Raw genomic sequence first — 12029 nt, forward strand, 5'->3', positions numbered from 1 at the left:
TTGCCTTCTGATTATTTAACTACCAGGGTTTCCGTAAAATGGAACCCGCTTGATAAAAAGCTTTAACGCCTGCCAATAAATGCCACCAATAATTTTTATGGCCATGAAAGGTGTTGTTCTTAATACGCGGTAAATCGCACTACGGTTTAGCGGTTGCCGATTTAATTTCATTCCGGCAACAAAATCTTTGTTTTCCTGGTGAGCACTTAAAATGATTTTTAAGCTCTCATTAGGCGGGGTAATCTCCCAATGGTAAGTCATATCCATTGGGTTAAAAGGTGAGACATGAAACTGTTTCGTTGTTTTAGGCGAGTCTTCCGATAAATCAACTAAATAATAATGGCGTTGCAGCCATGGAGTATTACTAACTTCAGCCAGCATATAAGTAAATTCACCGGTTTCCTGCTGAAGAAAGTAAAAGTTTACCGGGCTAAAGAAAATGCCAAAAGTTCGTATATTACCCACAAAAAAAACATGACCGGTTAACGTTTTTCCAGCGAGGGAGGACATTTTCTTCAACGCCGCCTGATGCAGGCTGCCCTCTTCATCTTTCAGGTAATCTTTTCGACGAAACCACAAAGGGGCAAAACCTTTACATGACATCCAGCGGCTTAAACGATGGACGTCGTCGAGCTCAGATAAATCGATACACCACTGCTGGAACTTATAGTTAAATGCGTGGTGCTTAGGCCGATGCCTTACGTGAAAAACATCGCCCCAATAAATTACGCTGTTCATGAGTTTTCAATTGCCGCGGCATTTAGCCTGTTAACAACATCTATAGCACTTCTGACACCATCCTCATGGAATCCGTTATACCAATAAGCGCCGGCAAAATGGGTGTTATTTTTACCACAAATAAGATCACGCTTAGCTCTTGCTTTTAAAGATGCCACCGAATATTGAGGGTGATCATAGGTGAATTCCTCAATTATTTTTTCTGGGTCAATAGCCGCAGTATTGTTTAATGTGACACAAACCGTCTTATCACACTGCAACCCCTGCAGAATATTCATATTGTAAGTAACAGAGCTCGGTTGCATTGCTGCTGCCTCTTCTTCACGCAGAAGGTAGTTCCAGCTCGCCCAGGCACGCCGGTTCTTCGGTAGTAATTTTTCATCGGTATGAAGAACGACATCATTTGGACAGTACTCAATAGCCCCCAGAACGTCTTTCTCTGCTTCTGTTGCATCATGCAGCAAAGCCAAAGCCTGATCACTGTGACAGGCAAATATCACTTCATCAAAAAACTCTTCTTTCCCGCTACTGAATACTAAAACAACCTGTTCTTTCTGCCGCTTTACTGTCACGATCTCACTGTTTAAGTGAATGCTTTCCTTAAAGGGTTCTGTCAGCCTTGGTATATAGGCATGAGAGCCGCCCACCAGGGTATGCCATTGAGGCCGGTCACTGACATTGAGCAAACCGTGATTATTAAAAAAGCGCAGGAAGAACCCGAGGGGAAAATCTCTAGCATCTGCAAGGCTTGCCGACCAAATGGCTGAAACCATCGGCAGCAAATAGTATTCAGAAACAGGCGCCGGAATATCATGTTCAGTCAGAAACTCCGATAAGGTAACATTATCAAGATCATTGACGTCGCCTTCTAATGCCTTTTTGGCCGCCTCGTTGAACTTAAGAATGCCCTTTAGAAGTCGATAAAATGACAAGCTGAACAAGTTTTTTCGCTGCGCGAACAAGGTATTCAAATTATGGCCGTTAAACTCCAACCCTGATTTCGGGTCGCGCACACTAAAGCTCATTTCAGTATCCCGCCACACGACCTTTAGTTCGCTTAGTAAGCGTTTGAACCTTGGATAAGTTTTATCATTAAAAACGATAAATCCGGTATCAACAGCAAACATATTACCGTTAATTTTTATATCACGAGTACAGGTATGGCCACCAATGTAATCATTCTTCTCATAAACGCTAACCTGATGCTCTTTACTCAAATAATAAGCGCTTGTTAAACCCGCAATACCACTTCCTATAACGGCTATATTCATTACTGCTGCTTCCTTGCCATTTGTTCTGATAATTTAACTTGAATGCTTTCGGGTAAAATTGACATGAATTTCAAAAGGCTGCTGAAGAGCCACGGGAATGCGATATCCCGCTTACCCTTTTTAATTCCTTTAATGATTGCCTGAGACGCAAATTCAACATCAACGCGCATCGGCATTTCAAAATCATTGGCATCTGTCATTGGTGTTTTAACAAAACCTGGAGACACTGTCTGAACCTTAATTCCTTTAGGCTTTAAATCCACTTCCAGGCTTCTGGCAATATAATGCATTGCTGCTTTAGAGCCACCGTATGCCTGAGCTTTGGTGAAAGGCAGAAGACGAGCCAGGCTGTCGACAATAACCAGATGTGCTGAATCGTTAAACTGTGGCAACAAGGCTTCTACACAATTCATGGTGCCAAAAACATTAACTTTAAATACGCGCTCAAACATGTCCGCATCAAACTCTGCAACATTCAGGTACTCGCAGACACCCGCGCATAATATGGCGACATCAATGTTTTCGACTTCTTTTAGCGAAGCCTTGGCAGACTCTTTATTGGTAATATCAAAAGCGGCACACGATATTTGTTCAGGGTATTGCTTCTGCAACTCACTAAGAGCCTCGTTATTGCGGCCGCAAACGACAACCATGTTCCCGTCGGCTGCATAGTCCAGCGCAAGCTGCCGGCCAATACCTGAGGAAGCACCCGTAATTAAGACTTTCATTCGTCTGTCAGCCTCTGTTTAATTTTATCAATAACATAACCGACCAGAGGCACGTGCTCGTATAGCATGGCGCCGAGGTCATAATAATCTCGTTGCTCTCTAATTTTGCCATCTTCAAAAGTCAGGTAAGAAACCCCCGGCAGAATAATTTCCATACCGTTAGCTAATTTAGGGTGCGCATAACGCATTTGCCAGGCCAGAAAAGCTTGCCCCTCACCAACACACTCATCATCAAATGCGAAGTGGCAATATTCCACATTCTCCATTGTGTGCTTTAAATACTTACGAAAATCCTCTAGCCCAACCACATGCTGAATAGGATCAGTAAAGGAAATTTCCTCGTGATAGAGATCATCTAAGTCGTCGAGGTTTTCGGTTTTTAGCTCGTCGTAAAAGTCTTTTAACTTTTCAACTAATTCACTGTTATCCATTTTTCACCTGCTTAAACGTTGTTAAGAATCGCTCTCGAGCAAACTTATGCTCAACTACGGGTTCGCAATAGTTATTACTGCTTTGTTGCTGAAGCCAACTATGAGGCCAGTGAATATACTTTGTTGGTACTTCCTTAAGCTCGTGTACCCATTTACGAATGTATTCCCCTTCAGGATCAAACTTCTCACTTTGTTTAACAGGATTGAAAACTCTAAAATACGGAACTGCATCGGTACCAACCGAAGCGCTCCATTGCCAGCCGCCATTGTTTGCCGGAAAACTTCCGTCAATCAAATGCTGTATAAAAAAAGCTTCGCCTTTTCGCCAGTCCACTAGTAGATCTTTTACCAGAAAATTAGCTGTAATCATCCTTAAGCGGTTGTGCATCCAACCACTTGATGTCAATTGACGCATTCCGGCGTCAACAATTGGGTATCCTGTACGGCCCTCACACCAACGTTGAAAGGCATCACTGTCGTCTAACCATTGAATACTATCGGTTTCAGCCTGAAAACTTTCACCCTTAGATAAGCGTGGCACAAAATACATAAGATGCTGATAAAATTCGCGCCAGGCTAACTCAGTAAGCCAGGTATCTGCTCCTGACGGCAGCCCAAAAGGAAACTCCGGGGAAAACTGATGCAGCGCACGTGCCGCGGTTTGCGGGCCTACAACACCCAAGGCTAAATAAGCAGAAAGTTTTGAGGTGCCACTTTCCGCCGGTATGTCTCTGGCGCTTTTATACTGCGATACACTATGGCCAACAAACTGCCCTAATTTACCCAAAGCTTCTTGCTCTCCTGCACTCCAGTCAGACGAATCCTTACCTTTAAAAGGAAGCTCCGGAAGTCCTTTGGCTTTTACCCTGGTGTAGGGGGTAATTTTTAAGGGGCCATTTTGCCCTAGTTCGCTGACAACTTGCCGCCAACGTCGGTTAAAAGGAGTGAATTTCTTATAATAACCACCCTGCTGCGTCCTGACTTGTCCGGGGGCAACCAGTAAATTTCCATGGTAAGTTATAAGTTCGATATCATCGTTGCTGAGTACAGCTTCTACCGCTGCGTCCCGACGTTTTTCATCCAGCGCATACTCTGCGTTAATATGAACCCGCTTAACTTCATGTTCACGGCAAAACTGCCTAAGCGCCCCCGGAACCTGGCTGAATTTTGGAACCAACCTGACTTCAAGCTCAATTCCGTTATCTGCTAAGTCTTGTTGTAAGCTTTTCAGATTACGCCAAAGAAAATCGACTTTTATTGGTGCCCAGTTATGGTTATCCCAAGTTTCATAACAGGCAAAAAATACAGCAACCGGCGCTTCATCACTTTTACAGGCATGAAGTAACGCTGGGTTATCTAACATTCTCAAGTCACTACGGAACCAAATTGCTTCACGCATTTTTATAGCCCATAACGTAATTTTAAATCTTCAGGGTACGGTTTCAGGTACCACTGACCTTCCAGGTACTCTTTTGGAAACTCTCTGAGATAATGTCGTATTAGTGTGAGTGGGGACATTAGCGGTAAAATACCGTCATGGTACTGAAGAATTATGTCGCTCAGTTCTTCCCTGCGTTGCTGTTCAAGATCGGCTTTGAAATAGCCCTGAATATGTTGAAGTACGTTGGTATGGTTTTTACGCGACGCCGGTTTAGCTAAAGCGTCCATAACGTCGATAATGTATTGTTCAGCAAAAACCTCATCAATAACATCCTGCTCACCCAGACGTTTGCCCAGTTCACGGTAAGCTTGCTGGTTGTGAGCCAGCAACAGCAACTTGCAACTTTGGTGAAACTGCAAAAGCCGATGTTTTGAAAGGTTATTCCTAACTTCTTTCCACTGATTAAAAACATAGACGCGCATAACGAAGTTTTCGCGCAAGTGAGGGTCATTCAACCGCCCGTCTTCTTCTAAAGGTAACGCCGGATTATTCTCCTTAAGCCGGGCTGCAAAAATACCCATTCCCGCTTTTTGCGCATGGCCGGTTTCGGGATCATACAACTTAACACGCTCCATACCGCAACTGGGCGACTTAGCACAAAGAATATAGCCACTCAGCTCATCAACTTTAACCTGAACCTTGTCAGCAAAAGTCGCTAAGTCTTTTGTTACATTTTGCCCCGTCTTAGGCACCACCGCTTGAACAGTATCGTGCTGTTCAAGTCTAATGGTTGGTCTGGGCACCGGCATTCCTATTCCAACCTCCGGACAAAAACGTACAAGCTGAATGTGTCGGCTTAGCTCATCGACACAGAAAGAAGATTTTTTATGTCCCCCATCAAACCTGACTTCGTCACCCATCAAACAGGAACTGATACCAACCTTTAGTTTCACAATGTTATCCTTATTCACGTTTCCTGATGATAACCTACGGTATATCGCTAAAAATAGTTTGTCATTTACAAGATAAAAAAGATCCAACAAGACCCGCGCCGACGTAATGTTTGTTAAATGTTCAAAGTCGCTAACCAAATGAGGTTATATGCAGCAGTATCAGCAGTTACCGCTATTCCCGCTCACAGCGCATATAATGCCGGGCGGGCGCATGAAACTAAAAGTGTTCGAGCCTCGCTATACTCGGTTAGTTAAAGAGTGTCTGCAGAACGACAGCGAATTTGTTGTAGCCATGTTCAATAATGAACATGCCGCGACATCTGCTGACTATTTGCTGCCTTATGCAACCACAGTGAAAATCATTGACTTTGAACCGCGAGATGACGGCTTATTAGGTATTACCGTTGAAGGCAAAAACCGGGTTCGAATCGATGAACACTGGTCGGAAAATGACAAGCTCAGGTTTGGCAAAATTGAATACCTTGAGAACTGGCCGGAACTTGCGCTTGATGCAACCTCAAATAAGTTAAAGACCCGGCTTCAAGAAGCTTTTGAAACCTACCCGGAACTTTCTGAACTGCTGCCTGACCTGGGCTACGAAAATCTTGATTGGATCTGTTCTCGTTGGCTTGAAATACTGCCATTGGATGTTTACACCAAACAAGAACTTATTCGATGCGAAAATTGTCTTAAAGCAAAGGAATATCTGCTAGACTTAATTCGTTAATTGAATAAATATTCTGCCATCCGGGTGATCTTTTTTTTTAGCACCCCGTAATAGTTAGAACTAGTGAACAAAAGTAGCAGGTCTAATTATGCAAATGATGTCAGAAAGAACATCGACTCGGGGGTCTATGACTACCACCCAGACAGACGCTGCAGATAGAGCAGCGGAACTGCTGGCAAAGATCGCAGAAAATAGAAGTCGTGCTGCCTTTAGTGAACTTTTCAGGCAATTTGCACCAAAACTGCAATCCTACGCTACAAGACAATTTGGTAATGAACAAACCGCTATGGACTTAGTCCAGGAAACCATGACAAACGTCTGGCATAAAGCGCATTTGTTCAAGCCTGACCGTGGTTCACCTTCTACATGGATATTTACCATAGCGCGTAATATTCGTTTTGACTTACTCCGTAAGAACAAAAAACGTAAAGACGATATTAGTGCCGATGAACTATGGCCTATCCTCTCTGAACAAAACGACAGTCTCGATGACGGTTATGCGTTAGATCATGATGTGTTAATGCAGGAAATTTCGTTTTATTACGCAAAACTGCCTGACGCACAACGCGTTGTTATAGAAAAGATTTATATTGAAGGCAAGTCCCAACAAGAAGTATCCGATGCACTGGGAGTGCCTTTAGGGACAATTAAGTCCCGTACTCGTCTAGCATTAAAAAAATTGAAAGAGTTGATAGTCGATGATAATTAAATCACATCCAGGCGAAGGCCTTTTATACCAGTACGCTGCAGGTGACTTAAGTGCAGCGATGACCCTTGTCGTTGGGACACACATCGATATGTGTAAAGCATGCCGTCAAACAGTGTGTGAAATTGAACAAAAGCTGTGTGAAGAAAACCTGGATACTCTTGTTAGTGTCGCCAGCACTACCATGAGCAAGTCTCAGTGCGATCAAATGCTTGAAGCTATCTTTGCGTCTTCAGCATGTAACAAGCAGACTCGTCAGCCAAATGAGATACTTTCTCTGGAAGGTCGTCGATTCACTCTGCCCCGCACTTTAGCTCACAATAGCCATCGTATTGGTGAATGGTCTAAGCTGGTCGGAAAACTCTGGAGAGCACCTTTGACGTTGGATAACGGTAACCAAACTAACCTTATCTATATGGCGCCCGGTGCAAAAGTGCCTGAGCATACGCACAAAGGTCAGGAAGCGACATTGGTCATTGATGGCGTTTTTAACGATGAGAAAAATGAATACAGAGATGGTGATTTTATTTTGTTGGATCCAAGCAGAACGCATACACCGGAGACACAGGATGAAGATTGCTTAACTCTGGCAACATTAGATGCACCACTGCATTTTACTTCTGGCATCAGTCGTTTATTAAACCCCTTTAGCCAGTTGTTCTTTCGCTAATTCAAGTAATAAAATTTAGTACCTAAATACGAAAAGAGCCTGAAGTTAACCTTCAGGCTCTGCGTTTTCTACACGGCTTTTAAATTTTTGCCCGGGTTTAAAAGTAACCACGCGACGCGCCGAAATTGGAATTTCTTCACCCGTTTTAGGATTACGGCCAGGGCGCTGATTTTTGGTTCGCAGTTCAAAGTTGCCAAAACCTGACAACTTCACTTGCTCCCCTTTTTCCAAAGCAACTCTGATTTCTTCAAAAAAATCTTCAACCAACACTTTGGCATCTTGTTTACTAATACCGTATTTGTCGAACAGTACTTCCGCCAATTCTGCTTTGGTCAGCGCCATAGTTTAATCCCTCAATGTTGCATTAAACTCACTCTTTAATGTCTCAATAAATTTCGTCATAAGCTCAGTGACTTCGGCTTCTTCAAGCGTCTTGTCGCTGTCTTGTAATGTCACAGACAGTGCCAAGCTCTGCTTATCTTCTGGTACACCATCGCCGACATAAACATCAAACAAGTTTAGGTCAACTAACTGTTTTACGCCAACATTTTCCATCGCAGCTATCAGCTCACCCGCCGCAATCTGCTTATCAACGACGACAGCAAGGTCCCTGCGAATGGATGGATAGCGAGAGACGGGCTTTGCCAACGGTAAAGGTCGTTGAGTCACGGCTGATAACGACAACTCGAAAACAAAGGTGCGTTGATTAAGACCGAGAGCCTTATCAAACTTCGGATGTAAAGCACCGATGTCACCAACTTTTTCAGAGCCATGGTAAATAGCCGCCGACTGCCCCGGATGCAAAGCCGGGTTTTGCGACGCAACAAACCGAAATTCAGCTGAATTACCCGTTTGAGCTAACAGGGCTTCGACATCCCCTTTCACGTCATAAAAGTCAACGCTACGATCACCTTCAGACCAATGCTCTGAATGCGCTTTACCAGACCGTATACCGCTGATTACCGCTTCCTGACGAACGCCATTTTCTGCCGACTCATCGGGGATAAAACGTAACCCCGTTTCAACAAAAGCTAAAACAGCCTGTTGACGCTTCTGGTTATGAGCAACGGCGCCGACTAAGCCCGGCCACAAGCTCACACGCATAGAAGACATATCCACTGAAATTGGGTGTGGCAAGGTCAGTGCTGCAGTTTCATCAAACATTAGCGCCTGGTGTTTAGGATCAACAAAGCTGTAAGTTATTGCTTCCTGATAACCACGGCAGACCATTGCATCAATCAGTTTGTGAGTACTAAGCTCGCCTTCTTTACGCTCTGTCATGCGCAGTTGAGCTGCAGGAGGCGCTGCCTGAATTGAGTTGTAACCGTAGATACGGGCAACTTCTTCAATCAAGTCTTCTTCTATACTCAAGTCAAAGCGGTATGAAGGAATACCGACTTGCCATTGCTGGCCGTCAAATGAAACATCAAAGCCTAAACGCTCTAAAATTTCGGTAACGCTATCATCAGCAATGCTAACACCTAGTACTTTTGCTAAGCGGCTAATTCTTAGTGTGATATCCGAGCGTTGTGGTAAAAACTCTTCAGCCACCGCTTCGGTTACCGGCCCCGCTTCACCACCGCAAATTGCCAACAATAATTCTGTGGCTCTCTCCATAGCAGCGCGCTGCAACTGAGGGTCTACGCCGCGCTCGTAACGATGCGAAGCGTCGGTATGCAAACCATAACGGCGGGCTTTTCCTAAAATAGCATCCGGTGCGAAGAACGCACTTTCCAGAAAGATGCTCTGGCTGTTTTCAGTAACACCGCTGTTCTTACCACCGTAAACACCAGCCATTGCTAATGCTTTTTTATCATCAGCAATAACCAGGGTATCCTCATCCAACTCAACTTCTTGATCATCAAGCAAAGTAAGTTGTTCTTTAGACTGGGCTAAGCGAACCGTTATGTCGCCCTCTAACGCATCTAAGTCGAACGCATGCATTGGGTGGCCCAGCTCTAGCAACACGTAGTTAGTGATATCAACGACCGGATCAATGCTGCGAATACCACTACGTCTTAATTTCTCTGTCATCCAGACAGGCGTTGGACGCGTTAAATCTACACCCTTAACAACCCGGCCTAAATAACGCGGACATTGCTCTGCAGCCGACAAAGTAATACTTAGTACATCACCAATAGTCGCTTTCACTTCGCTGCTTTGTGGTGCTGACACATCCATACGATTCAACACACCCACCTCACGCGCTATACCTCTAATACTCAGGCAGTCACCACGGTTAGGTGTTAAGTCAATATCGATACTGTTGTCATCAAGCTGCAGGTACTTACGATAATCTTCGCCTACCGGAGCATCTGTTGGTAGCTCGATAATGCCTTCATGTTCATCAATCAGGCCTAACTCTTTAAACGAGCACAGCATGCCGTGAGATGGCTGACCACGCAGTTTTGCCTTTTTGATTTTGAAGTCGCCGGGTAAAACTGCACCGACTTTAGCGACAGCAACTTTAATGCCCTGGCGGCAGTTCGGCGCACCACAAACAATATCAACAGGCTCGCCTTCGCCAACGTTGACTTTGGTAATTTGTAGTTTATCTGCGTCCGGGTGAGGACCACATTCAATCACTTCACCAACGACGACAGTATGGAATTCATCGGCAACCGGCTCAACAGCATCTACTTCAAGACCTGCCATGCTGAGCTGTTCACTCAATTCATGACTGCTGATGTCGGGGTTAACCCATTCCCTTAACCATTGTTCACTGAATTTCATTGCTTACTGCCCGTTAGTTGAATTGTTTGAGGAAACGCAGATCGTTCTCGAAGAACGCACGTAAGTCATTCACGCCGTAGCGCAACATGGTAAGACGTTCAACGCCCATACCAAACGCAAAGCCGGTGTATTTTTCCGAATCAATGCCTACCGCCTTCAATACGTTTGGGTGCACCATGCCGCAACCTAAAACTTCTAGCCATTTACCGTCTTTACCCATTACATCAACTTCTGCTGAAGGTTCGGTAAACGGGAAATACGACGGTCTGAAACGCACCGTCAGCGATTCTTCGAAAAAGTGATTCAGGAAATCTTCTAAAATTCCTTTTAATTGCGTAAAGCTGACGTCGGTATCAACCATTAACCCTTCGACCTGGTGAAACATCGGGGTGTGAGTCTGATCGTAATCGTTCCGGTACACACGGCCCGGAGAAATGATGCGCAATGGAGGTTTTTCATTCTCCATAGTACGAATTTGCACACCTGAGGTTTGTGTACGCAGCATTGTTGAGGGAGTGAAATAAAACGTATCGTGATCAGCACGCGCCGGATGATTCGCAGGAATATTCAGCGCATCGAAGTTATGAAAACCATCTTCTACTTCCGGACCTTCTTTTACGCTAAAACCTAAGTCACCGAAAAACTGTTCAATACGACGAATAGTCTGAGTAACCGGATGCACACCACCTACTGCTGAATGCCGTCCGGGCAGAGTAACGTCTATCCGCTCCGCTTCCAGCTTTTGTGCTAACTCAGCCGCTTTCAATAGTTCTTTACGAGCATTGATACTCGTCTGAACTTGCTGTTTGGCTTCGTTAATTTTCTGTCCGGCTTCCCGACGTTCAGACGGATCCAGCTTACCCAAGCCTTTCAAAAGCTCGGTAAGCTGCCCTTTTTTGCCCATATACTCGACGCGGACTTCGTCTAACGCAGTCGGTGAATCTGCGGCCGCAATGGCCGATTCAGCCTGCTCAACAATTTGCTCTAGCTGCATCGTATCCCTCAACAACACAAGATAAATAATAAAGGCGCTATAATAGCGAATTTTCAATGAAAAAGGGAGCCAATTGGCTCCCTTCTGAATCTGTTTATTCTAACCAATAAAGGTCTTGAATAATTACAGTGCGCCTTTTGCTTTCTCAACCAAAGCGGCAAAACCGTTTTGATCATGAACAGCGATATCGGCTAAGATTTTACGATCGATTTCAATAGATGCTTTTTTCAGACCATTGATAAAGCGGCTGTAAGACAGACCGTTTTGACGAGCCGCAGCATTGATACGAACAATCCATAATTGACGGAATTGACGTTTCTTGTTGCGACGGTCACGGTATGCGTATTGACCTGCTTTAGTTACTGCCTGGACCGCTACGCGATAAACGCGACTACGGGCACCATAATAACCTTTCGCCTGCTTCAGGACTTTTTTGTGACGCGCTCTCGCGATTACACCACGTTTTACTCGTGCCATTTGCTATCTCCCCTTATGCGTACGGTAACATGCGAGCGACTAATTGAACGTCGGCCTCATGGACCATGTTCTTCGCGCGAAGCTGACGCTTACGCTTAGGGCTCTTCTTAGTCAGAATGTGACGCAAGTGAGATTGCTTGCACTTAAAACCACCAGAAGCAGTCTTCTTAAAGCGCTTGGAAGCGCCTTTGTTCGATTTCATTTTTGGCATGAAATTAAA

At 44.6% G+C, this 12029-nt stretch carries 14 protein-coding genes; 3 read left to right on the plus strand and 11 right to left on the minus strand.

Going from position 1 to position 12029, the window contains the following annotated elements; genetic code table 11:
• Positions 1 to 15: 15 nt before the first annotated feature.
• The 6 genes from ACP7FG_RS02215 to ACP7FG_RS02240 are packed head-to-tail and all read right to left on the minus strand — an operon-like array spanning position 16 to position 5505.
• Positions 16 to 738 carry a DUF1365 domain-containing protein gene (locus ACP7FG_RS02215; RefSeq protein WP_278354964.1) on the minus strand — a complete coding sequence of 241 codons (723 nt, stop codon included), beginning with the start codon at positions 736 to 738 and terminating at the stop codon, positions 16 to 18.
• The gene (locus ACP7FG_RS02220) at positions 735 to 2009 is read right to left on the minus strand and encodes an NAD(P)/FAD-dependent oxidoreductase (protein ID WP_439225387.1); all 1275 of its coding nucleotides are present in this window, start codon (positions 2007 to 2009) and stop codon (positions 735 to 737) included. Before ACP7FG_RS02220 ends, ACP7FG_RS02215 begins: the two co-directional genes overlap by 4 nt.
• Entirely contained in the window at positions 2009 to 2737 is a 729-nt protein-coding gene (locus ACP7FG_RS02225) for an SDR family NAD(P)-dependent oxidoreductase (RefSeq protein ID WP_199494692.1), read from the minus strand. The genes ACP7FG_RS02220 and ACP7FG_RS02225 overlap by 1 nt, the downstream gene beginning before the upstream one ends.
• The gene (locus tag ACP7FG_RS02230) at positions 2734 to 3168 is read right to left on the minus strand and encodes a nuclear transport factor 2 family protein (RefSeq protein WP_054487575.1); all 435 of its coding nucleotides are present in this window, start codon (positions 3166 to 3168) and stop codon (positions 2734 to 2736) included. Before ACP7FG_RS02230 ends, ACP7FG_RS02225 begins: the two co-directional genes overlap by 4 nt.
• Positions 3161 to 4567, minus strand: coding sequence for a deoxyribodipyrimidine photo-lyase (phrB, locus tag ACP7FG_RS02235; RefSeq protein WP_439225388.1), 1407 nt, complete (start codon positions 4565 to 4567; stop codon positions 3161 to 3163). Before phrB ends, ACP7FG_RS02230 begins: the two co-directional genes overlap by 8 nt.
• A gap of 2 nt (positions 4568 to 4569) precedes the next feature.
• Positions 4570 to 5505 (minus strand): YbgA family protein, encoded by a 936-nt coding sequence (locus ACP7FG_RS02240; RefSeq protein WP_439225451.1) that lies wholly within the window; start codon positions 5503 to 5505, stop codon positions 4570 to 4572.
• Positions 5506 to 5650: 145 nt separating this feature from the next.
• Here ACP7FG_RS02240 and ACP7FG_RS02245 point away from each other — a divergent pair, with 145 nt between their 5' ends.
• The 3 genes from ACP7FG_RS02245 (at position 5651) to ACP7FG_RS02255 (ending at position 7605) form a co-directional block, all read left to right on the plus strand.
• Entirely contained in the window at positions 5651 to 6229 is a 579-nt protein-coding gene (locus tag ACP7FG_RS02245; RefSeq protein WP_054487571.1) for an LON peptidase substrate-binding domain-containing protein, read from the plus strand.
• Positions 6230 to 6317: 88 nt separating this feature from the next.
• A complete protein-coding gene (locus tag ACP7FG_RS02250; protein WP_439225389.1) occupies positions 6318 to 6938 on the plus strand; it encodes a sigma-70 family RNA polymerase sigma factor in 621 nt (206 codons plus the stop codon).
• A complete protein-coding gene (locus ACP7FG_RS02255; RefSeq protein ID WP_222236908.1) occupies positions 6928 to 7605 on the plus strand; it encodes a ChrR family anti-sigma-E factor in 678 nt (225 codons plus the stop codon). Before ACP7FG_RS02250 ends, ACP7FG_RS02255 begins: the two co-directional genes overlap by 11 nt.
• A gap of 45 nt (positions 7606 to 7650) precedes the next feature.
• Here ACP7FG_RS02255 and ACP7FG_RS02260 read toward each other — a convergent pair whose 3' ends face one another.
• The 5 genes from ACP7FG_RS02260 to rpmI all read right to left on the minus strand — a co-directional run bounded on the left by ACP7FG_RS02260 (position 7651) and on the right by rpmI (position 12020).
• Positions 7651 to 7947 carry an integration host factor subunit alpha gene (locus tag ACP7FG_RS02260; RefSeq protein WP_054487565.1) on the minus strand — a complete coding sequence of 99 codons (297 nt, stop codon included), beginning with the start codon at positions 7945 to 7947 and terminating at the stop codon, positions 7651 to 7653.
• Positions 7948 to 7950: 3 nt separating this feature from the next.
• On the minus strand, positions 7951 to 10338 hold the full coding sequence (gene pheT, locus ACP7FG_RS02265; protein ID WP_439225390.1) for a phenylalanine--tRNA ligase subunit beta: 2388 nt from the start codon (positions 10336 to 10338) through the stop codon (positions 7951 to 7953).
• 13 nt (positions 10339 to 10351) lie between these two features.
• Positions 10352 to 11332 (minus strand): phenylalanine--tRNA ligase subunit alpha, encoded by a 981-nt coding sequence (gene pheS / locus ACP7FG_RS02270; RefSeq protein ID WP_011234641.1) that lies wholly within the window; start codon positions 11330 to 11332, stop codon positions 10352 to 10354.
• Positions 11333 to 11455: 123 nt separating this feature from the next.
• Positions 11456 to 11809 carry a 50S ribosomal protein L20 gene (gene rplT / locus ACP7FG_RS02275; protein ID WP_011234642.1) on the minus strand — a complete coding sequence of 118 codons (354 nt, stop codon included), beginning with the start codon at positions 11807 to 11809 and terminating at the stop codon, positions 11456 to 11458.
• A 13-nt stretch (positions 11810 to 11822) separates the two neighbouring features.
• The gene (rpmI, locus tag ACP7FG_RS02280; protein WP_054487561.1) at positions 11823 to 12020 is read right to left on the minus strand and encodes a 50S ribosomal protein L35; all 198 of its coding nucleotides are present in this window, start codon (positions 12018 to 12020) and stop codon (positions 11823 to 11825) included.
• Positions 12021 to 12029 lie beyond the last annotated feature (9 nt).

This window comes from Idiomarina sp. ST10R2A5 (assembly GCF_051842325.1).
GTDB classification, from domain to species: Bacteria; Pseudomonadota; Gammaproteobacteria; order Enterobacterales; family Alteromonadaceae; genus Idiomarina; species Idiomarina abyssalis.